This is a genomic window from Pseudomonas sp. AC169 (assembly GCF_979258515.1).
This window is the reverse complement of sequence record NZ_OZ409866.1, coordinates 2,926,251-2,948,016: the sequence shown is the minus strand read 5'-3', so window position 1 is coordinate 2,948,016 and position 21,766 is coordinate 2,926,251. Positions and strand designations below refer to the sequence as shown.

General features: G+C 58.1%; 20 protein-coding genes, 1 tRNA gene and 1 pseudogene. 9 read left to right on the top strand and 13 right to left on the bottom strand.

Features of this window, described 5'->3' with window-relative positions; genetic code table 11:
• The first annotated feature begins 1 nt into the window (after position 1).
• From ACZZ0G_RS13375 to ACZZ0G_RS13350, 6 genes are all read left to right on the top strand, one after another.
• Positions 2 to 751 carry an ABC transporter substrate-binding protein gene (locus ACZZ0G_RS13375; RefSeq protein ID WP_008080539.1) on the top strand — a complete coding sequence of 250 codons (750 nt, stop codon included), beginning with the start codon at positions 2 to 4 and terminating at the stop codon, positions 749 to 751.
• A 78-nt stretch (positions 752 to 829) separates the two neighbouring features.
• Entirely contained in the window at positions 830 to 1,522 is a 693-nt protein-coding gene (locus tag ACZZ0G_RS13370; RefSeq protein WP_007909165.1) for an ABC transporter permease, read from the top strand.
• A complete protein-coding gene (locus ACZZ0G_RS13365) occupies positions 1,523 to 2,212 on the top strand; it encodes an ABC transporter permease (protein WP_064388941.1) in 690 nt (229 codons plus the stop codon).
• Positions 2,193 to 3,428 carry a methyltransferase gene (locus tag ACZZ0G_RS13360; protein WP_463556440.1) on the top strand — a complete coding sequence of 412 codons (1,236 nt, stop codon included), beginning with the start codon at positions 2,193 to 2,195 and terminating at the stop codon, positions 3,426 to 3,428. Before ACZZ0G_RS13365 ends, ACZZ0G_RS13360 begins: the two co-directional genes overlap by 20 nt.
• A 345-nt stretch (positions 3,429 to 3,773) precedes the next feature.
• The gene (locus ACZZ0G_RS13355) at positions 3,774 to 4,610 is read left to right on the top strand and encodes an FkbM family methyltransferase (RefSeq protein ID WP_463556439.1); all 837 of its coding nucleotides are present in this window, start codon (positions 3,774 to 3,776) and stop codon (positions 4,608 to 4,610) included.
• Positions 4,611 to 4,685: 75 nt separating this feature from the next.
• Positions 4,686 to 4,761 (top strand) — tRNA-Thr (locus ACZZ0G_RS13350).
• Between the two features lie 315 nt (positions 4,762 to 5,076).
• On the opposite strand, the pseudogene ACZZ0G_RS13345 reads toward ACZZ0G_RS13350, so the two are convergent.
• A pseudogene (locus tag ACZZ0G_RS13345) lies at positions 5,077 to 5,187 on the bottom strand (helix-turn-helix domain-containing protein); the annotation flags it as partial.
• Between the two features lie 474 nt (positions 5,188 to 5,661).
• Between ACZZ0G_RS13345 and ACZZ0G_RS13340 the strand changes: the two are divergent.
• On the top strand, positions 5,662 to 5,943 hold the full coding sequence (locus ACZZ0G_RS13340; RefSeq protein WP_401164827.1) for a DUF3077 domain-containing protein: 282 nt from the start codon (positions 5,662 to 5,664) through the stop codon (positions 5,941 to 5,943).
• Positions 5,944 to 5,986: 43 nt separating this feature from the next.
• On the opposite strand, the gene ACZZ0G_RS13335 is transcribed toward ACZZ0G_RS13340, so the two are convergent.
• Together ACZZ0G_RS13335 and ACZZ0G_RS13330 are read right to left on the bottom strand one after the other, a co-directional pair.
• A complete protein-coding gene (locus tag ACZZ0G_RS13335) occupies positions 5,987 to 6,652 on the bottom strand; it encodes an RES family NAD+ phosphorylase (RefSeq protein ID WP_008080522.1) in 666 nt (221 codons plus the stop codon).
• A gap of 11 nt (positions 6,653 to 6,663) precedes the next feature.
• Positions 6,664 to 7,071: an MbcA/ParS/Xre antitoxin family protein gene (locus ACZZ0G_RS13330; protein ID WP_463556438.1), complete on the bottom strand. Its 408-nt coding sequence runs from the start codon at positions 7,069 to 7,071 to the stop codon at positions 6,664 to 6,666.
• An 858-nt stretch (positions 7,072 to 7,929) separates the two neighbouring features.
• Here ACZZ0G_RS13330 and ACZZ0G_RS13325 point away from each other — a divergent pair.
• Positions 7,930 to 8,856: a LysR family transcriptional regulator gene (locus ACZZ0G_RS13325; RefSeq protein ID WP_016986311.1), complete on the top strand. Its 927-nt coding sequence runs from the start codon at positions 7,930 to 7,932 to the stop codon at positions 8,854 to 8,856.
• Here ACZZ0G_RS13325 and ACZZ0G_RS13320 read toward each other — a convergent pair.
• The 6 genes from ACZZ0G_RS13320 to ACZZ0G_RS13295 all read right to left on the bottom strand — a co-directional run bounded on the left by ACZZ0G_RS13320 (position 8,773) and on the right by ACZZ0G_RS13295 (position 13,470).
• Positions 8,773 to 9,090: an AzlD domain-containing protein gene (locus ACZZ0G_RS13320; protein WP_007952614.1), complete on the bottom strand. Its 318-nt coding sequence runs from the start codon at positions 9,088 to 9,090 to the stop codon at positions 8,773 to 8,775. The genes ACZZ0G_RS13325 and ACZZ0G_RS13320 overlap by 84 nt on opposite strands.
• Positions 9,069 to 9,785, bottom strand: a complete 717-nt coding sequence (locus ACZZ0G_RS13315; RefSeq protein WP_077570277.1) for an AzlC family ABC transporter permease — start codon at positions 9,783 to 9,785, stop codon at positions 9,069 to 9,071. Before ACZZ0G_RS13315 ends, ACZZ0G_RS13320 begins: the two co-directional genes overlap by 22 nt.
• Positions 9,782 to 10,159 carry a GNAT family N-acetyltransferase gene (locus tag ACZZ0G_RS13310; RefSeq protein ID WP_042608609.1) on the bottom strand — a complete coding sequence of 126 codons (378 nt, stop codon included), beginning with the start codon at positions 10,157 to 10,159 and terminating at the stop codon, positions 9,782 to 9,784. Before ACZZ0G_RS13310 ends, ACZZ0G_RS13315 begins: the two co-directional genes overlap by 4 nt.
• A gap of 79 nt (positions 10,160 to 10,238) precedes the next feature.
• Positions 10,239 to 10,985, bottom strand: a complete 747-nt coding sequence (locus ACZZ0G_RS13305; protein ID WP_007909122.1) for a 2OG-Fe dioxygenase family protein — start codon at positions 10,983 to 10,985, stop codon at positions 10,239 to 10,241.
• A gap of 232 nt (positions 10,986 to 11,217) precedes the next feature.
• Entirely contained in the window at positions 11,218 to 12,504 is a 1,287-nt protein-coding gene (locus ACZZ0G_RS13300) for an OprD family porin (RefSeq protein WP_463556437.1), read from the bottom strand.
• A 297-nt stretch (positions 12,505 to 12,801) separates the two neighbouring features.
• Positions 12,802 to 13,470, bottom strand: coding sequence for a DsbA family protein (locus tag ACZZ0G_RS13295; protein ID WP_463556436.1), 669 nt, complete (start codon positions 13,468 to 13,470; stop codon positions 12,802 to 12,804).
• A gap of 255 nt (positions 13,471 to 13,725) precedes the next feature.
• On the opposite strand from ACZZ0G_RS13295, the gene ACZZ0G_RS13290 reads away from it, so the two are divergent.
• Entirely contained in the window at positions 13,726 to 15,819 is a 2,094-nt protein-coding gene (locus ACZZ0G_RS13290; RefSeq protein WP_463556435.1) for a TonB-dependent receptor, read from the top strand.
• A 185-nt stretch (positions 15,820 to 16,004) separates the two neighbouring features.
• Here the strand turns inward: ACZZ0G_RS13290 and ACZZ0G_RS13285 are convergent, their stop codons facing one another.
• From ACZZ0G_RS13285 to ACZZ0G_RS13270, 4 genes are all read right to left on the bottom strand, one after another.
• The gene (locus tag ACZZ0G_RS13285; RefSeq protein ID WP_397480796.1) at positions 16,005 to 16,217 is read right to left on the bottom strand and encodes a hypothetical protein; all 213 of its coding nucleotides are present in this window, start codon (positions 16,215 to 16,217) and stop codon (positions 16,005 to 16,007) included.
• Positions 16,218 to 16,463: 246 nt separating this feature from the next.
• Positions 16,464 to 17,570 (bottom strand): agmatine deiminase, encoded by a 1,107-nt coding sequence (aguA, locus tag ACZZ0G_RS13280; RefSeq protein WP_095120796.1) that lies wholly within the window; start codon positions 17,568 to 17,570, stop codon positions 16,464 to 16,466.
• 5 nt (positions 17,571 to 17,575) lie between these two features.
• Positions 17,576 to 18,454, bottom strand: coding sequence for an N-carbamoylputrescine amidase (gene aguB, locus ACZZ0G_RS13275; protein WP_463556433.1), 879 nt, complete (start codon positions 18,452 to 18,454; stop codon positions 17,576 to 17,578).
• 246 nt (positions 18,455 to 18,700) lie between these two features.
• The gene (locus ACZZ0G_RS13270) at positions 18,701 to 21,613 is read right to left on the bottom strand and encodes an aminotransferase (RefSeq protein ID WP_463556432.1); all 2,913 of its coding nucleotides are present in this window, start codon (positions 21,611 to 21,613) and stop codon (positions 18,701 to 18,703) included.
• Positions 21,614 to 21,766: the final 153 nt, after the last annotated feature.

Sequence of the window (21,766 nt, the reverse complement as noted above, 5' to 3'; positions counted from 1 at the left end):
CATGCAGAATTTCAAGAAGGTCTTCCTGGCCGCCGCTGTCACCCTCGCGTTCAGCGCCGGTGCCATGGCTGAAACCCTGAAGATGGGCATCGAAGCGGCTTACCCGCCATTCAACAACAAAGACGCCAGCGGCAACGTGGTCGGCTTCGACAAAGACATCGGCGACGCCCTGTGCGCGAAGATGAAAGTCGAGTGCACCGTAGTCACTTCCGATTGGGACGGCATCATCCCGGCACTGAACGCGAAGAAGTTCGACTTCCTGATCTCATCGCTGTCGATCACCGACGAGCGCAAAGGCGCGGTCGACTTCACCGACCCGTACTACTCCAACAAGCTGCAGTTCATAGCACCGAAAAACGTCGACTTCAAAACCGACAAGGACTCGCTGAAAGGCAAGACCATCGGTACCCAGCGTGCGACCCTGGCCGGTACCTGGCTGGAAGACACCTACGCCGATGACATCAAAGTCAGCCTCTACGACACCCAGGAAAACGCCTACCTCGACCTGACCTCCGGTCGTGTCGACGCGATCCTCGCCGACAAGTATGCCAACTATGACTGGCTGAAAAGCGACGCTGGCAAGAACTACGAGTTCAAAGGTGACCCGGTCGTAGAAAGCGACAAGATCGGCATCGCTGTGCGTAAAGGCGATCCACTGCGTGAGAAGTTGAACGCTGCCCTGAAGGAAATCGTCGCCGACGGTACCTACAAGAAGATCAACGACAAGTACTTCCCGTTCAGCATCTACTGATCCTGACCTGTGGGACTGGCGCCGTGATTGAACGGCGCCGGCTCCCGACTTTGCCTGCCGCAATTTGAACAGAACTCCATGATTATCGACCTCTACGGATTCGGCCCGGCCCTCGCTGCCGGCGCGCTGATGACCGTCCAACTGGCCCTTACGGCCCTGTGCCTGGGATTGGTGCTCGGTCTGCTCGGCGCCTTGGCCAAGACTTCCCCGTACAAGCCGCTGCAATGGCTTGGCGGCACCTATTCGACCCTTGTGCGTGGCGTCCCGGAATTGCTCTGGGTACTGTTGATCTACTTCGGTACGGTCAATCTGATGCGCGCCCTCGGCGAGTTCTTCGGCAACCCCGACCTGCAACTCAATGCCTTCGCCGCCGGTGTCATCGCCCTCGGCCTGTGCTTCGGCGCCTACGCCACGGAAGTGTTCCGTGGTGCGATCCTCGCCATTCCCAAAGGCCACCGTGAGGCCGGTCAGGCTCTGGGCCTGTCGAAATGGCGGATCTTCACTCGGCTGATCATGCCGCAAATGTGGCGTATCGCCCTGCCCGGCCTGGGCAATCTGTTCATGATCCTGATGAAAGACACCGCGCTGGTCTCGGTGATTGGCCTGGAAGAAATCATGCGTCATGCGCAAATCGGCGTGACCGTGTCGAAACAACCGTTCACCTTCTATATGGTCGCCGCGATCATGTACCTGGGCCTGACCGTGCTGGCGATGACCGGCATGCACTTCCTGGAAAAACGCGCCGCTCGCGGCTTTGCGAGGAGCGCTTAAATGAACTGGGAAGTCATCATCAAATGGCTGCCGAAACTGGCACAGGGCGCGACCCTGACCCTGGAACTGGTGGCCATCGCCGTGATTGCCGGTCTGCTGCTGGCGATTCCGCTGGGCATCGCCCGCTCTTCGAAGCTGTGGTACGTGCGCTCGCTGCCTTACGCCTACATCTTCTTTTTCCGTGGCACGCCGTTGCTGGTTCAGCTGTTTCTGGTTTATTACGGCCTGGCGCAGTTCGACGCGGTGCGTCAAAGCGCATTGTGGCCGTACCTGCGCGATCCGTTCTGGTGTGCAACCGTGACCATGACGCTGCATACGGCGGCGTACATCGCGGAGATCCTGCGCGGGGCGATCCAGGCGATTCCGCCGGGGGAAATCGAAGCGGCGCGGGCCTTGGGCATGTCCAAGCCGAAAGCGATGTTCTACATCATCCTCCCGCGAGCAGCGCGCATCGGCCTGCCGGCCTACAGCAACGAAGTGATCCTGATGCTCAAGGCCAGCGCTCTGGCCAGTACCGTGACCTTGCTGGAACTGACCGGCATGGCGCGCACGATCATTGCCCGCACCTATCTGCCGGTGGAAATCTTCTTCGCGGCGGGCGTGTTCTATCTGCTGATGGCTTACGTGCTCGTGCGCGGCTTCAAGCTGCTGGAGCGCTGGCTGCGCGTCGATGCCTGCCAAGGGCGCTGATATTTCCCACGTGCTGACGGGCGAGGACTTACTCGCCCGCTTTACGGCGCTGGATGCTTTTTTGATTGAGCATCAGGCGCTGTGGAAACCCCGACCGTTCACTCATCTACATCTTCCTTGGGAAGAATCCTACCCGGAGCTGGCCTCTTGGCTGCGTGGGCGCACACTGGACGACGCGGAAAGCGCTCACAACCAACCTGCTGATCTTGTCGATGCGCCGGAGCCGTTCGCTTCATTGGCGGCGATGTCGGCTGAGTTGAGCTCGGTTGGCGAGTTGCCGGGGCATGCGCTGGAAGCTGCGGGGCATCGATTGAATGTCGATGTGCCGGGGCGTAAGTGGCAGCAGATCGAGGCGTTTGCCAGCCGTTTGTCCTTTGCTTCGCAGCCGACGCACTGGCTGGATTGGTGTTCGGGCAAGGGGCATTTGGGGCGGCGCTTACTGGGCGCGGGACAGCAACTGACGTGCGTTGAATACGACCCTCTATTGGTCGCCAGCGGTCAGGCATTGAGTCAGCGTCATCAATTGCACGCTTTGCATGTGGAACAGGATGTCCTGGCAGCGGACGCCGCTGCTGTGTTGAGCGCGACTCACACGCCCGTCGCTCTCCATGCTTGCGGCGATCTGCATGTTCGGCTGATGCAACTGGCCAGTGCTGCAGGTTGCCAGCAAATGGCGATCGCGCCCTGCTGCTACAACCGCATCAGTCGCAGCGAATATCTGCCGTTGTCCCACGCCGGACTGGCATCGCTCCTACAGCTCTCGCTGGAAGATCTGGCACTACCGATGAGCGAAACCGTCACCGCCGGTGCACGCGTCCGACGCCAGCGTGACACTTCGATGGCTCGACGACTGGCGTTCGACCTGCTGCAACGGCAGGTGCGTGGCGTCGACGAATACTTGCCAACGCCATCCCTGCCAAGCGCCTGGCTGGAAAAGCCGTTCGCGGATTACTGCCACGAACTGGCTGCGCTTAAAGAGTTATCCACAATCGGTTCGCTCGATTGGTCTGCATTCGAAGCCGCCGGTCGGCAGCGATTGGCCGAAGTCCGCAACCTCGAATTGCTTCGCGGATTGTTCCGACGACCACTGGAGCTTTGGCTGACTCTGGATCGGGCGCTTTTTCTCGCCGAACAGGGATACGTCGTACGCCTCGGTACCTTCTGCGAAGCCCCCCTCACACCACGTAACCTGCTGCTATTGGCCGAACGCGGATAATCCACGGCCGACCTGTGGATAACTCTGTTGATGAATTCTTCGTGGATCCAATATCCATGCCTGTTTCGAGCCTTTAACAGCGCTGGTCATTTTTTGTTCACATTGATAAAAAACCAATAAAACAGGTATTTGCGAACAAAATGAGAATGCGTCCGCAAATAACCGCCTAAGCATGGTCTCGTGCCAGCCCGTTGTGCATAAGCCGCCAATCAAAACGACATAACCGCCGAAATTTACTGGTTCGAAGCGAATAATTGCGGCGCATCGCCAGCCTTGCTATACAAGTCCACAGCGTGCCGCCAGCGCACCTTCAAACAAGAACAATCAGACCGACAGGAAGCGCCCGTGACGTTCATTTCTTATGCGCAGAATTTTGAAGACGTCCGCTTGTGGCGCGCGCTTAAACAGTTCGAACACGGTTTCTACATCGACGTCGGTGCCAACGACCCCAGCCACGACTCTGTCACCAGAGCCTTCTACGATCACGGCTGGCACGGCGTTAACGTCGAGCCGATGCAAAACTACTACGACGCGCTCTGCCAACAACGCCCGCGCGACACCACCGTGCAGTGCATCGCCAGCGACCAATCCGGCGAAATGACCTTCTATGGCATTCCCGGCACAGGCCTCTCCACCGCCGATTCCGCCGTCGCCCAGCAGCGCAAAGACCTCGGCATGGACGTGCGCAGCCTCACCGTCAAAGCCCGCACACTGACCTCCATCTGCGAACAATATGCTGCCGGTCGGCCCATACATTTTTTGAAGATAGACGTCGAAGGCCACGAAGAAACCGTCCTGCACGGCATGGACTTCAGCCGCTTCCGCCCATGGATCATCGTCGTCGAAACCCCATGGCTGCGCGACCACACGTGGGAGCACCTGATCATCGACGCAAGCTATCAATCGATCCTGTTCGACGGCCTCAACACCTGGTTCCTCGCCGACGAACACCACAACCTCAAACCCGCGTTCGACATCCCGCCGTGCAACCTCGACAACTTCCAGCTCTGCAAGGGCCACGCCCTCGCCCACCCACTGAGCCCCGGCGAACTCGACACCGCACAACAACTCGCCGACGCTCTGCACCGCGCCGAACAGGCCGAAAATCAGCTGCGGGCGCTGCAAAACAGCAAGACAGTGCGGGCAGTACAAACGCTGCGAAATGTACTGAGAAAGGCATGATTTGCAGAGATGCAAAAATAGTCTGAATTCAGGGGTTTACAGAAATTATCCAGTCGCTATAATCGTCGCCCACACGCCGGTATAGCTCAGTTGGTAGAGCAACTGACTTGTAATCAGTAGGTCCCGGGTTCGACTCCTGGTGCCGGCACCATACAAAACGAAGCCCCTGCAGAAATGCAGGGGCTTTGTTGTTTCTGGGTGTTTATATTTTTAGCCGCGTTCAGCTTCAGCAGAAATAGCGCCTCTCCTCTGCACACGTCGGTCTAATCGCCATACGCCCTTCTCCACCAAGCACGGCTTTACCCAAAACGCCCGAATTTCCGCTTTTATGCCAAATTATGAACTGGCAATAATTATGGCGTGCCCATAAAACGGTGTAATTGCATGAGCAGCGTTCCTCAGCTCACTGAACCGGCGGAGTCAATGGCAACGCGGTTCCCCAGTGAAGAGTTGCCTCGACGCTTTGTTCCTCCGCCGCAGAGAGCGGCATCTGCGTTATGCGCGCGGCCTCACCGGCCTTCATCTGACGTACAGACTCCAGTAAGTCCTGCTGGAATTGCTCCAGTTCATAGACCATCGCTGATCTCCTCGTTTTGTAGCTTAGAAAAGGCTAAGGACAAGTCATGACCGACAAAACGCATGGCGTGAAATCCTGAGAAATTTGTTGTAACGAGAAGCCAAGCAAAGCCACTACTGGCCACGATTGTGCATCGGCTCTTCCTCAAGCTACCGTTCGCTTCGTCGCTGCCAATTCAGCGACCGGGCCTGAGAACCCGGGTAAGATGCAGGCGCACCAGCGCCCCAACTCACGTTTGCCGGCGCATTTTTTGTGTCAGCATTACTGTGCAATGGCGGCTGTGCGTGGGAGACCTTCGGGTCTGCCGGGTTCCTGTATCTCCGGTTTCTCAGCCTGCGCATAGCTGCCACCTTTTCGCCTGAGAACGAAATGGCAGCTCTCATTTGATACAGGGAGTTAACAAATGAAAAGCATTGATCCGTCAGCATACCGGTCACTTCACGCCCGTCCATCTCGAACGGAAGGTGAAGCGAAATGACCCATTCTCAAGATCTGAAAACCCTCGGCCTCACCCACTTTTCCTTCCACTCCAATCAAGCAATGTTCCGCACCAACCGTGGTGTACCGGTAATCGCCGCCCTTTCCCATGCCTCGCACTTGCTTCACATTTCACGACTGCTCACTGCGGACACTTCGGTCTCGCGCGATCCTGATCTTCACGCTTATGCCTCGCAGTATTTGCAGGAATTGAGCAAGGCGCTGATCGATGATGTGGTGAAAGTGATGGATGTGCCGCCGGACAAACCGTTGATGTAAACACCGGTGTAACGCCCTCGCCGATGCGAGGGCTTTTTGCGTTTCAGACCTGACTGATTTCAAGCACAAACGAAATCTTCTGCTGCGTCGCACTCCATACATAGCGCAAATGCTTGCCCTGCTTTGGAATCGACACCGCAGGCGGTCGAAACGCGGCGATGCATTCATGGCCCGGCAGGCGAACGCTGTTGTAAAGCAGTCCCCACGACTCGGTTTCGCGTAGCTGCCGGGCGAATAGTTGAGACGGCCCATAAGCGTCCGGATCCGGATTGTGCAGCTCGGGGTGATCGTGGCGGATATCGTGCAGCGGTTTAACCACCCGATTGACGTAAGTGCGCATGGTCAACTCAAGATCCGCTTCCTGGGTCGCCGCCAGAAATCGCTCCTGGTGATAACAGGTCTCTGCGATCGCAGCAGCCTGACTGCTCGCGGCGTAGTAAACACCGAAGGTGCCGTCGCAGAAACGACTGCGTTTGCCGATGTGGGTGAACGCAGCCATCACCGGAGTAGAGCCGGGGCCAGAGAGTCGATCTTCGGGACGCACGCGGGCGAGAACCCCGGCCTGCTCTATCAACCGATCATTGGTCAGCGCTTCAATTGCGTAGGCAACTTCCAGATCTTCGGGATCGAGCACGTCTTCGAACAACGCAATCGGCGGGAAGCTGCTGTTGACGATCCGATAGGCTCTCGGCCACGCCACATCAACCATCTCTGGCGCCTTCAACCGCGCACCCCATCGAGGTAACGACGCACATCGGCGATATCGACCACGCGTCCAGCGAGCATGTAATCCAGCGCCGTTTGCCCATTGAACGGCGCCGCCGTGTTCGGACTACTGACCCATGTGTACGCGCGCTCACGGCTGTTGCTGAAGATGATGCTCAACGCCTTGTGAATGCCCATCAGATAGGAGATGCGCTCAAGCGTGTCGTTAGGCAGACGTACGTTCGGCAGGTGTTTGTATTTATAGAAAGTAGTGTTGCCAACGCCGCCGAGTAATGTGCGTTGCTGCTCGGCGCTGCAGCCCCAGCGCTCCATAAGGTTGAAGAAGAACTTCAGCGCGACGCGGCCGGCTTCGGGGGCGTCAAGTTGTTCACGTGGGATGAGGGCTGGGGATGAGGTAGTCATTGCGCCTCTCCTGATTTGATTTGCTTTGATACTAGTACAGATATGAACCAATCTATAAATCTGATTCGTAAGCGTAGAGACAATGACCCGAACCCAGATTGACAGCTTTACTCGCGATGCCGAGAATCGGCCCAAGAGCGCGAAACCGACTGCCATCAGGTGGCGATAGTCGGCGTTAGGAACCCCACTGATGACCTGAGGATCAGTGTCCGGGTGAGACCTCTTTCCCTATTTGGGGAGTAAAAAAAGACCGACAGCGATGTCGGTTTTTTATTGCCTCAATTATTTGAGCAGTCCGTCGACCGACTCAAACCGCTGCAGAATATTTAGTGCTTCCAACATCGCTTGAGCTGTCTTGTCCGTAGGGATTCGTGCAACGGAAGGCCGCTCTCGAATCTCAATAACCTGGTGCTGCCGGGTGCCATTTGGGCAGTCCAGATCAACCGCTTCTTGTGATGCACTCAATTCGCTTACCTCATTCAGATCCGCAGCCACATAGGCTTGATGCCTTCCCACTGCCACTTCATCTGCTTTAACAAGTCGCCGCTATCAGCTCGGTCGCAAGTTCTCCTAGGACGCATCCACGTATTTCGCAGGCCAAAACCACTAACGTTGTCAGCCATTTCCCCGTGAAAAATCGTCCCCACGCACCAAAACCACGCACTTTTTTTGACCCCCATCACCCCCATCCCCCCAAAAACCCCGATCCTGTGTCAGCCTCCAGCCATCGGCGGGGACATCGATTCGCTACTAAACCCGCGACAACTATGCTCAGGTACAGGAATATAGCCAGCATATGGCGCCTGACCGGCAGTCTCGTAAACAACAATACCCAGCCCACTTCAGAGGGCATTACCCATGGATAGCAGAACCTTACGCAACCTCATGCGCATCGTGCAGACCGGCTCGTTGTCGGCCGCAGCCGAGCATTCGTGCCTGACTGTGCAGGCGTTGGCCGCGCAGTTGAACAAGGTCGAAGAGCAGTTCGGTTTCCGCTTGTTTCGACGCTCCAACAAAGGGCTGACGCTGACGCCGCAAGGCACTGAGCTGACGCCGTATATGGACAAAGTGCTGATTGCCACGCGACAGATGGAAGAAAAAGTCGAGGCGCTGAAGGTGCCGGGGCAGCGCACGTTGAAGGTGGCGTTAAACAACACCTTGGCCGCTGACTTCAACCGGAGAATGATCGGACGCCTGATTGAGGTGTTTCCCGATTATCAGATGGAATTCAGTTATGCCGAGTCGATGGAAAACCTCAGCAAGCTGAAGAACGAAGACTTTGACCTGGCGGTGCTGATCGGTCCGCAACGGCCGGGTCTGCCGAGCATTGTCTTGCCGGATGTGCAGGTACAAGTCGTCGGTGCGCATTGCGGGCAGGAGAACGATCCGCTGACGTTGCTGGGCAACAAGTTTCAGGTGCGTCCCGCAGAAGATTGTCCGTATTCCCACAGCTTTTTGCGTTTTCTCGATGCGGGGCTGGGCAATCACGAGAACGGCCAGCGCATGGTTTATTCGTGCAGTGAAACGTTGACCCTGTCGCTGATCACTCAGATGGATGCGGTCGGCATGGTCTCGCGTGAGGCCGCGCAAAAGAACGGCCTGACGATTTTCCCCGGTTTCGAGGATTTCCTCGAAGTTCGCCTGGCGGTGAACAATCCGGAGTTGTCGAGCCAGGCGCTGAACGACGTCGTCGATCTGCCGCTACATGAACGAGCCGAGCGCAATGTACGCAGCCGTCCCAACCGCCACACTGAGAAAGAGGTTTTTGCTGAAATACGCACATAACAACGTCGGAATCGCGGCATAGAATTCCGGGCGATCGAGCTGTATGTGCTGATCCTTGATCAACAAGGGAGTCAGGCTGATCGCAGCGACGATCGCCACCGGCAAGTATTCCAGCGCCCGCGCCACGAACGGCGGCCAGTGTTCAGTGTTGACTTGCAGGGGCAAGGCGCGCGGCAGGAAGGTCACGGCCATCATCAGCGCGACCACCAGAATCAGGAACGTTTGGTCAGGCATACACCCACTCCGCAGCCCACAAACGTGGCGATAAACACATTGAACGGCGAGCTGCCGACCAGGCTCAGCGCGCCCATGCACACCACGGCAGCAGCGGCCGCGATGAGTTTGTTGCGGGTGTTGCACAGCGACACCAGCACGTAGAGCATCATCGCCGTCAGGGCGTAATCGAGCTGATATTTGATCAGGTGTGCGGCATATTGCGCGCAGACCGCGCCGAGCAAGCCGCCAAGCACCCAGGACGTGTGGCAGAACAGGTTGAAGCCGATCAGATAGCGCACGTTGACCGGCGCGCCAGTGCCGAGTTTAACGCTGTGGAAAGCGAAGGATTCGTCAGTCAGGCCACCGGCATAAGCCCAGCGCTCCATCCGGCTCAAACCGAGTGCGCGCAGGGCCTTGGCCATGTACACCGACATGAGCATGTGCCGCGCATTGATCAGGAACGTGGTCAGCACAATGGTGGTCAGCGAGGCGCCGCTGGAGATCAATGCCAGTGCGGCGAATTGCGAAGCGCCGGCATAGACGAACAAGCACATCGCTACCGGCAACCACATCGGCAGCCCGGCGTTGACGGCCATCAGCCCGAACACGAATGACACCGTGAAGTAGCCAGCGACGACCGGGCTGGCTTCGGCAAACGTGCGCGATGGCTGATGGGCAGCCATCAGCGGCGCACTGCCGGACGTTTCATTCATAGATCCCTCTCAAATGTCCGTTCGCCATGAGGCTCGCAAAAACCCTGGGCGGTCCAAAAACGCTTGCCCGCGAGGTTAGCATCGTCGACGAACAGAAACATCCGTAACACTCCGACCCGTTTCATATCGGATGAGGCCGCTTCAACCAGGCGTTGACCGACACCCTGACTGCGATAGCGCGGGCTGACTGCCAGATGATTGATGGTGCCGCGACTGCCGAGCATGCCGCCCAGCACCGCGCCGACGATTTCGCCGTCCACATCGAAGGCGAGATAGGCCGTGGTGGTTTTCTGGATCAGCACGCCACGCAGGCACTTGGCGTCCTGCCATTCGCAGAACGACACTTCGTCGAACTGGCGGAAAAAGCGCTCCATGCGCTGCGCATCCTTGGCCGTGGCGCGCCGCAGCACCACCGGCGTCGAGCACTCGACGCCGTCGATTGGGGTGATCTGATTAGCGAACAATGTCGAAAGCGGTCCCGGGCCGCGAGAAGGAGATCGCCAGAATCTGCCGGTACGCCATCGCGTGGGTGTGCGGGTTGCGTGCCGGGGTCACGTAGTGGCGCATATCGCGATCAAGGAAGTACGTGGTGTCGAGAATTTCCTGGTAAGTGGTCGACGCCAGTTGGTGCTCGTGAATGTCGTACAGGCGACTCTCAGCGCCCTCGACGTTGTTGCGGCCCCAGAAGTGCACACCGCTGAACGGATAACCGTCGCAGTGAATGCCTTCAGGGGTGATTTCCAGTTGTTTGCCGGGTTTGATCTCGATGCGGATCTGATGGATCTGGCACTGCCAAATCTCATCGTGCAGTTCTTCCGGCAGCACGCTTTTGTACACTTCAAAATCCGTGTCGATCAGGCTGCGCATCACCGGTGAAGTAATCACTTCATCGGAGAAGTCCTGAAAGTGTCGTACCAGGCCGCCGACATAGGCGTTGTTTTCCTTCGATTGCACATAGGCGCGATGTTCGAGCTGCTTCAGTTCGCGAGTCTTCGGGTTGTACTCAAAGTCGCTGTAACGACGGTAACGCATGCCGGCTTCGGCCTGACCGTAGTAGCTGTCAGGCTCCATGTTTTCCCAACTTTTGGTCAGTCTGACGAAGTCGGCGAAATGACCGTAGAGATTGAAGTCACCACCCTGGACGTTGACATATTTGTCGCGCCGTAGCGATTCGCCCACTTCTCTGTTCAAAACGATCATTACCAAATTCTCCGCTGCATTGAGCGGCCTAATCTATTAGGTGGAGAATTTGCGTCCATGAGAAAGAATTTCAGGCATTTAAAGCCCTGTTTGAAACGGCGTTTGCAGCGGCCTGAAAACAACTTTTACATGACAAAAACACGGGTTTTTTCCGGTTTTCTTCGAAAAACCGTCAAAAAAAAACCCCGAACCATTCGGGGTTTTTCTCATGTTTCTTACACTTGATCAGGCATCAGAAGATGTTGATCGGGTAGTCCACGAATACACGCAGTTCGTTACCGCTGACGTTGTACTCACTGGATTTCTGCGAAACACGCAGGATCGAGCTGCGCAGTTTCACACTCAGGTCTTTGGCCGGGCCAGACTGCACGACGTATTTGAACTGGTTGAAGATCTCACGCTCGGTGCCGCCTTCGCTGGTGGAAGTGGTGATGTTGTCGCCACGCACGTAAGCGAAGTTGTAGCTCAGACCCGGTACGCCGAAAGCGCCGAAGTCGAGGCCGTAGCCCAACTGCCAGCTGCGTTCGTCTTCAGCGTTGAAGTCCGACCAGTAGGAGTTGGCCAGGTAGATGGAGTTACCACCATCACCGACACGACCTTGATCTTTCTGGTAACCGCCGTAGGCGTAACCCAGGTTGCTGTCGCCGGTGGAACGCTGGTGCGCCACGGTGAACGAGTGCGGGCCGGTAGCGAAGGTTGCGGCCAGGCTCCAGATCTTGTTGTCGTCACCGGTTACACCGTTTTCCCGGACATACGAGTTGTCCAGCTTGGTGCGATAACCGTTGAAGTCCAGGGTCAGCGACTGATCCTTGTTGAACGGCAACACATAGTTGGCGTTCACGTATTGTTTCTTCAAGACGTCTTCGACGTCGGAAGCGTACAACGCACCCTTGAAGTTCTCGGTGAACTGGTAGCTACCGCCCAACACGTTGATCGACTTCAGACCACCGCTGTCACGGCCTTCGTCGCTCTTGCGCGATTCAGCGGTGAAACGACCGGCGTTCAGTTCCAGACCTTTGATCTCTTTGGAAGTGATCAGGGTACCGGTGTAGCTTTCCGGCAGCAGACGCACATTGTCGTAGCTCAGCACCGGCAGGGCCGGCATCTGGTCGCCGTAGGTCAGCACGGTATTGGAGAAGCGGAACTTCACCGCTGCACCGCCCTTCGCTATGTCATGGTTCGCGCGACCGTCATTTTCCTGCTTGAAGAAATCGATACCACCGGCGCCGCTGCGGCCCTTGCCGCCGTCCAGACGCAGTGCGTACAGACCGAAAGCATCCACACCGACACCCACGGTGCCCTGGGTGAAACCGGACGAGAACGTACCGATGGCCGCTTGGCCCCACTCGGCCTTGTCGTCGTTACCGTTTTTGTAATCACGATTGATGTAGGCATTGCGCAGCAGCACTTTGAGGCTGCTGTCTTCAACAAAACCCTTGGACTCGGCCTGGTCGTTAGCCATGGCCTGAGTGGCGCTCAACATCCCCAATGCGATCAGACTGATTCGCTTGTTCAACATTTTGTTTTCCTTATTACGGGTTGAAACGCGCTGTGTCGAACGGCGGAAACGGCGCTTTTGCACTCTTTTATTCACCCCGAAACAAAAAGACCCGCCCACGACTTGGTCATGGCGGGCCTGCTCCTTATTTTGAGTCATGGCGGTTGGCCACAGGCGTTGGGCCGAATCGTAGCCGTGCCCTGAACAATGTGTCAATTTCAAGAATCGTCTTTAAATAGGCAAAAAAAGTCTAAGAAACGTAAATTTTGCGCTGACTGCTTGCTGGGAAATGCACACAGCCAGTGAATCCAGTGCGTATCACGCGCAGCCATCGATAGCACAAACTGCAGAGACTGTGCCTGGCTCGTCGAGGACGATGGCCTGCTTCAACCAATCGGCAAATGCCTGCGGCTTGCCCAACCAGGGACTGATGTCGATCAATTGGAATGTGCCGTTCTGTTCTAAAGCCATGGTGGGAAAACCCTGACCGCCGAGTTGCGCCAGAAACTGGCGACTGGCTTTTATATGCCCCTCGCTATCAACGGACTCCAGCGCAGTGTGGAAATCTTTCTGCGCATAGCCCATCTGCATCGCCAATTCCAACAGCACGGCTGAGTCGGCAATGCGTCGCCCTTCCACGTAGTGCGCAGTCTGCAGCCGCCCCAGCAGGCGCAATCCGCCGGCGTCGATCGCTTCCGCCGCCATGACCGCAGCAATCGGTGGCGTCGAATCGAATACCGCCGAGTGATCGCGCAGCAAACCTTCGAAATACGCTTCGCCAAAAGGCTGGCCGATGTATTCGGCAATGCGTCGGTCATGGGGCATGACGTAATCACGTAATTGCGGGGAAACACGTTGGCGATTGGCGCCGCTCATCATTCCCCCGGCATGGGCGACCACTGGCAGCACCTGCTGCGCAGCTTCAACCAGCGGCTTGGCGCCATAGCACCAGCCACACAACGGGTCGTAAACATAATGAAGAATCATGGGAAAACTCCGGCAGTAAGTCAGAAAAATCGATGGCGGCAGATTAGTCCTCGCTCCCCTGTGGAAAAACGCCGGAATGGCTTTCAGTCTGTTTCGTGAATCGGTCGAATTGTCTGGTCGGTCAGATTGTGTCGAACCAGACACAAATTGAAACAATCAGAGCAGGGAACTTATAAGGAATAATTAACGGAAGTAAATGCAAAGCATTACCATTCGCGCGCTCGAATTCTTCCACCCCTTCGGATGCGCTTTTCAATGCCTGCCCCGTTCCGTCTCACGCCCGTCACCCTTGGGCTTTCTGCCTTTCTTTCCAGTGGTTTTGCCTATTCGGCGACCGAATTACCCGCCACCGCGATCAGCGCCGAAGCGCAAGCCGATGACCCGCGCGTGAAGCTCAGCAACACCGCGACCCGCACCTCGACGCCGGTGCGCTACGTGCCGCAGGCGATCGATTCGATCAAGACTTCCAACGTCGCCAACTACGGCACCAATGACATCGCCGACGCCTTGAGCGGAATGCCCAACGTCAGCAGTAGTGCCGACACGCGCTTCGACAGCCTGCGCATCCGCGGCTTCGATGCCAGCAATGACTTCTATCTGGACGGCATCCGCGACGACAGCCAATACAAGCGCGATCTGCACAACATCGAACGCGTCGAAGTGCTCAAAGGCCCGGCCGCCGTGCTGTACGGTCGTGGCAGTCAGGGCGGGATCGTCAACCGCGTGAGCAAGATGCCGGAATTCGGCCGTCGCTCGACCATCGAGGCCCAGGGTGGCAGCGAGGATTTGCGCAGCCTTTACGCCGACCTCAGCACTGACCCGAGCGAAAACATCAGCCTGCGCCTGAACATGGGCAACATGGATGAAAACAGTTTCCGCGACGGCGTCAGCGGCAATCGCCAATTGTTCGCACCGTCGATGAGCTGGCAACTGACACCGGATCTGAACTGGCTGGTGCAGTACGAATACAGCCGCTACAACCGCACCCCGGATCGCGGCATCCCCGGCGTCAACGGGCGCCCGGCGGATGTCGGTCGGGACACGACCTACGGCAACGATCACGATTTCATCGATGACAAGTCGCAATCGCTACGCTCGAAACTCACTTACGAAATCAACGAAAACTGGCAACTGCGCCAGACCCTCGGCGTGTTCAAGCTCGACAGCGACTTCGACAACACTTACCTCACCGGTTACACGCCGGCGACCAACAAGGTCACACGCCAGCACTGGCAGCAGGATCTGACCACACGCAACGTTTACAACAACGTTGAACTGGAGGGCGGATTCGATACCTTCGGCCTAGAACATCGTCTGCTCACTGGCGTCGAGATCGGCAGCCAGCGCCGCGATCCAACGCTGTACAACGCCGCCACCGGTAGAACGCCGGGCGCACAACCGGTGCCGTCGCTCGACCTCTTCAATCCGAACCGCGATCTGCGCCACACCGGCAGCATGCAGGTCTCGAGCAGCAGCCACACCGAAGTCGAAAGCCGTGCGGTGTACGTGCAGGATCAACTGCGCCTGAACGATCAGTGGCAACTGCTTGCCGGTCTGCGTTACGACACCTTCGATATCGAGTCGACCAACAAGCTGCGCAACCTCTCCGAAGACCGTGACAGCCACAGCACCAGCCCGCGCGTGGGCCTGGTATGGACGCCATTGCAGAACCATTCGTTCTACGCCTCATGGTCCAAAACCTTTTCGCCTGTGGGCGGTGGCTTGATCGGCATCACCCCGGGTGCGGCCGGCAATACCAACGACCTCAGTCCCGAGCTGACCAAGCAAAAAGAGATCGGCGTGAAGAGCGACTGGTTCGACGATCGTCTCAGCACCACGCTGGCGATCTACGACCTGGAACTCTATAACCGCCGTACCACCGATCCAAACGACCCGACCCTGACCGTGATGTCCGGCCTGCAACGTTCGCGCGGGATCGAATTGACGGCTACCGGCAACATCGTCGGCAACTGGTACATGCGCGGTGGCGTCGGTATGCAGGATGCGAAGATCGAGAAGGACAACAACGGTCTGGAAGGCAAACGCATCAACAACGTCGCCAAGCACAACGGCAGCCTGTTCCTGACCTGGAAACCGGAAATGGGCTGGTACGGCGAAACCGGTCTGACCCTGGTCGGCCAACGTTATGCCGATAACGCCAACACGACCGTGTTGCCGGGTTACGGCCGCTGGGATGCGCTGGTCGGTTACCGCTTCAAGGATTGGGATTTGCGTGGAGCGCTGAACAACATTACCGATCGCGAGTATTACGCGTCGGCGACCAGCCAGTATCAGATCCAGCCGGGTGCGCCACGTAGCGTCGTGATGACCGGTACCTACAGTTTCTGATTTCACACAAATCCTGAGGGAGCGAGCCTGCTCGCGAATGCGGTGGGTCATTCAACGACGATGTTGACTGACCGGACGCTTTCGCGAGCAGGCTCGCTCCCACATTGAATGGCGTGTACAAAATAGCCGGGCATAAAAAAGCGCCGCCATCCCGGCAGCGCTTTCACCAATCCCTGTTGTTCTTCTTATCCTTCCATCACAGCCCACAACGCATCCAGTTCGGCCTCGCTGAACAGGCCAGCGGGGTAACGCTCGATCATCATCCGGCGCGGATCAGGTTGCCTGATCTGACGCGTTCCATTGGACTTCAACCAGTGCGCGACAATCTGGAGCGATTCGCCGTCAACGGCCATGGGATGCAACGTCCGCTCGCTGACTACGTTCACTTCGGCGTTCATTTCAGCGCTCTCTCCCCGTTCGTGAGCGGCTACGTTATCCAAGGTTTATGACAGAACTGTTGAAGTTCTCCCCCCTCCCTAGTGCACGGGTGATGAATACAAGAGCTATGCCAAGGTTTCTCATATGTCGACAAGCGGATACAAAGAAGCCCGCAATCCAGCCGGGCTGCGGGCTTCTTCACATGCAAAGCGAGCTAATCGATGCCCGGCTGATTTATTAATCAACTCAAGCTGTTACGACTCAACTCACTCTTTGTGCGGCGCGGGCTGCTGTTGGGTAAGGCAGTGGATATTGCCGCCGCCCAGTAACAGTTCGCGGCCCGGCACCATCACCACTTCGTGCTGCGGGAACAGCTTCTGCAGAATTTCCTTGGCCGGCGCATCCATCGGATCGTCGAAGCTCGGCGCGATGATGCCGCCGTTGACGATCAGGAAGTTCACGTAGGAACCGGCCAGGCGCACGGACGGATTGCGCTCCTGTGTGCCGTCCACCGGGTCGACACCGGCGCACTCTTCTTCGGTCGCGTAGAGCGGCCCCGGAATCGGCATTTTGTGCACCGTGAACGGGCGCCCCTTGGCGTCGGTGCTGCTTTGCAGGACTTTCATCGCCGCCTGGCAACGCGGGTAGTTCGGATCCTGCGGATCGTCGGTCCACGCCAGCAGCACTTCGCCCGGACGCACGTAGCAGCAGAAGTTATCCACATGGCCGTCGGTTTCGTCGTTGAACAAACCGTCCGGCAGCCAGATGATCTTATCCACAGACAGATTGGCGCTGAGTACCGCTTCGATTTCTTCGCGGCCCAGGTGCGGGTTGCGATTGCGGTTGAGCAGGCACTCTTCGGTGGTGATCAACGTGCCTTCGCCGTCGACATGAATCGAACCGCCTTCAAGCACAAAACCTTCCGTGCGATAACGCGGGCTGCGCTCGATCTCGAGGATCTTGCCGCCGACCTGCGAATCACGATTCCACGGCGAGTACAGACCGCCGTCGAAGCCACCCCAGGCGTTGAAGTCCCAGTTCACACCGCGCACTTCGCCGCTGTTGTTGATGACGAAGGTCGGGCCGCTGTCGCGTACCCAGGCGTCATCGCTGGACATCTCCACCACGCGGATATTCGGCACGTCGAGGCGAGCGCGGGCGTTTTCGTATTGGCCGGCGGAAACGGCAACGGTCACCGGTTCAAAACGCGCGATGGCTTTGGCCACCGCTGCGTGTGCGGCTTGCGCCGGTTTGCCGCCCAGACGCCAGTTGTCCGGGCGCTCGGGCCAGATCATCCAGGTCTGCGTTTGCGGCGCCCACTCGGCCGGCATGTGAAAGCCGTCGGCGCGCGGGGTACTTTTCAAAGTTGTCATCGGGATCAGGACTCCAGGGAACCGTCGAGGGTTTTCAACGCGCCGTACAGGTTCGGACGGCGGTCACGGAATGAACCCCACGCGCTGCGAATATGTTCGAGCTCGTCGAGGTTGAAAGTGTGCACAAGAATACCTTCTTCGGTTTTATTCAGCTCCTGCACTTTTTCGCCGAACTGGTTGGCGATGAACGAAGAGCCGTAGAACGTGATGTCGTAGCCGTCCTGTTCTTCGTTGCCAATACGGTTGCTGGCAATCAGTGGCATCAGGTTGGCGCCGGCATGGCCCTGCTGCACGCGCTGCCAGTGATCGCGCGACGAGATGGTTTTGTCGTGCGGCTCGCTGCCGATCGCGGTCGGGTAGAACAGGATTTCTGCGCCTTGCAGCGCCATGCTCCGCGCGGCTTCCGGAAACCACTGATCCCAGCAGATGCCCACGCCGATTTTCGCGTAACGGGTGTTCCACACCTTGAAACCGGTGTCGCCCGGGTTGAAGTAATACTTCTCGTGATAGCCCGGCCCGTCCGGGATGTGGCTTTTACGATAAATCCCGAGGTTGCTGCCGTCGGCATCGATGATCGCGATGCTGTTGAAACGCGCCCGCCCGGCCAATTCGTAGAAGCTGATCGGCAGCACCACTTGCAGTTCTTTAGCGATTTTCTGGAAATGCTTGATCGCGACATTTTCTTCCACCGTCGTCGCCAGTTGCAGGTAGTCCGGGTTCGGCTTCTGGCAGAAGTACGGCGCCTCGAACAGCTCCTGGATCAGGATGATCTGCGCGCCTTTGGCGGCGGCTTCGCGCACCAGTCTTTCAGCGATTTCGAGGTTGGCGTGCAGATCCCACGAACAGGCCATCTGAGTGGCGGCAACGGTAACGATACGGCTCATGAATCATCTCCGGGCAAGTGCTTTGACGGCCGAGAATTCGACCGAAAAGAAAAACGCGCGCACCGGACATGAGATCGCCATGCCGGAGCAATGGCGACTTTATAACCGATAAATATCGGCCTTAGAAGCTGTAAAATAGCATTTCGTCTAAATACACCCAACAAAAGCCGATACAAATCGAATTAACAACTCAAGAAAAAATGTGGGAGTGAGCTTGCTCGCTCCCACAGGGGTTCGGGTGAGGGCTTACAGACCTTCGCTGAGGACTCGGTCGAGCATATCGACAAAGAAATCCACACTCTGGCGCGACGTCACCATCGGCGGCTTGATCTTGAGAATGTTCAGATCATCGCCGGTCGGCTGCATGAAGATCCCCAGCTCACGCAGGCAATCACACAGCAACACCGTCTCCTCGGTCGCCGGCTCCAGCGTCTCGCGATTGCGGATCAGCTCAAGCCCCAGATAGAACCCTGAACCGTGCACTGCGCCCACCAGCGGATGTTTATCGACCAACGCTTCGAGCCGCGCCTTGAAGTGGCCACCGACCACTTGCGCGTTCTCCCAGAGCTTTTCTTCTTCCATGACATCGAGCACCGCCATGCCGATCTGGCAACTCACCGGACTGCCACCCGCCGAGGAGAAAAAGTAACCTTCTGCCTCTAGCGCCTCGGCGATTTCCCGGCGGGTGATAACCGCGCCCAGCGGTTGACCGTTGCCCATGCCCTTGGCCATGCAGATGATGTCCGGCACCACGCCCTGCTCTTCAAAGCCCCAGAAGAAGTGGCCCATGCGCCCGTAACCGACCTGCACTTCGTCGGCGATGCACACGCCGCCCTGCGCGCGCACCAGCGCATACACCTGTTTCAGATAACCCGGCGGCAGCGAGATGCCCCCGGCATTGCCATACACCGGCTCGCAGATGAACCCGGCCAGTTGGCGCTTCTGCTCGGCGAGTTTTGCCAGATGATGCTCAACGCTGCGCACGTAATCCGGCGCCGAATCGAGGCCACGGAATTCACCGCGATAAGTGTTTGGCGCAGGCACCGGATGCACCCAGTCCGGGCGACTTTCCAAGGCATTCGGGTTGTCGGCGACCGACGTCGATACCGCGTCGGCACCAACGGTCCAGCCGTGATACGCCTCGAGCACGCTGATCATGTCGCGCCCGCCGCTGTAGGCCCACGCCAGACGAATCGCCAGGTCGTTGGCCTCGCTGCCGCTGTTGACCAGAAACACCCGATCCATGCCTTCCGGCGCCAGCTTCAGCAAGCGCTCGGAGAATTCAGCGACCGCCGCATAGTTGAAGCGCGAGTTGGTGTTCAGTAGCGACCATTGGCGTGCGGCGACAGCGGCCATGCGCGGGTGACCATGACCAAGCACGGCTACGTTGTTGAGCATGTCCAGATAGGAGCGGCCCTGCATGTCGATCAGATGATTGCGCCAGCCACGTTCGATGCGCGGCGGGTCGGCGTAGTAGTGTTTTTGCGTGCGGGCGAAACTGGCATCGCGGCGTTCGAGCAGGGTTTTCGCGTCCAGCTCCGGTTCGGCATCGCAGGCCAGGCCTAGCAACGCGGCCGGCGACGGGCACAGCGCCTGCCATGCCGCTGCATGCGTCGGGGTACAAAACAACGGCGCATCGAGTTGCGCGCCTCGGCACAACTGCACCCGCATTGGGCCGCTGACAGCGCCCAACACCTGACCTTTGACCAGTGCCGCGCCGCTGTGCAGTGAAGGTGTCACGCCCCACAGGCGAACGCTGAGTTGCGGCCCGTCGAGTTGCAGCACGCCTTCCGCCCCTTGATGCAGCACGCCGGCAAAGGGTGCTTCGACAGCGGTGCCGTTGGGCACGCGCAGTTCAACATGCAGCGGGTAGGTATCCGGCTCCTCGGCGCTGTCGGGCCGGGTGCGAGACAAACGATACTGGCCATAACGGCTGGCCGCCAAACCGTGCGCAACAGCTGCTTCGGTCAGCAAGCGCTGATCAATGCCTTCCTGCTCCCAATTGCCGGCCTCGAAATGCGGACTCAGAACACCGAGATCAATCAGCGCAAATTCGCGCCCGACCAGACCGGGCAGCAATGGCGCGAACCCTTGGCTGTCGATCGTCGGCAAAGTCTGCCCCACGGCTGTCAGGATCGCCGCTTCCATCAGCGCCTGTGGCACCGATGTCGCCACCCGGAAGATTTCCCACTCATGGCTGAGATTGTCGCGGCTATAAGTATTCGCGGGGTCGATGCTGACCTGTTGTTCGCCACTGAGCACCAGCACTGCCGCGCGTGCGACGATCAATGGCCACAGCGCTTGCAGCTCCTCATGTTGCAGCGGGTTGACCGCGTGATAGGCCTGAACCGCCGGCAGGATGACAAACGGATCGCCACCGGCGTGATGCAGCAACGCCGCACAAGTCACCGACAGATCGGTGATGCGCCAGGTGCGCACCAGATCACCAAAGTCGATTACGCCCTGCAACTGCCAGTGACGTTGGGCATCGCGCGCCCAGACGGCGTTGTCATCGGTGATGTCCATGTGGATCGCCTGCATCGGCAGCTTGTCCAGCAACGGCTGCAACCGGCGCTCGGCCTGTGCGGCAGCGTCGGCGATCGACGTGCGTTGCTGCTCGTCCTTGATCACCGGCAGCAAATGGCTGATCAGTGCACTGGCGTGACGGGCATCCCACTGCAACGTGCGCTCAAGGCCCGGATGATCGAACCCGGCCAGCGCCAGATCCATTTCTCCGCAGAGCCGGCCAAACCTCGCCACCACATCACGACCCAAATGATCGAGATGCGTGAGCGGCTGGCCCTCGATGTAATCCAGCAGCCGCACGTGAACCGCTGCGCCATCGACTTCCAGCGACAGCAGATCCTCGCCATTATTGGCCGCGATCACCCGCGGTACTGTCACAGCAGAATGCTCGGCCAGATACTTGAGGCCGGCGTGCTGTGCTTGCAACTCCACCAGGGCGTAATCGCCACGGCATATTTTCAGTACGAATCGACCGCGCGGGCTGTCGACCCGATAATTCAGATCCTGCTGGCTGCCAAGGGCCCGCAACGTGCCGCTGAGTCCGTAATGCTCCGCCAGCCATTGCTGGGCCTGCTCCGCAGAAACCTGCGGGCTGGGCAAACTGGCGCGATGAATCAACGTGGCGAGCGGCATGAAACGACCCCTGAAATTTTATTAGGCGCCTATATCGCCATTGCTTCGCAGGATCCGCAACCCCCAAGCGCGTAAAGGTATCCGGGCTATTTGTCTTCCGGCACTCGCGCCCTCCGGCCGTTTGCGCAAGAATATCGGCCATTCACACTGCCG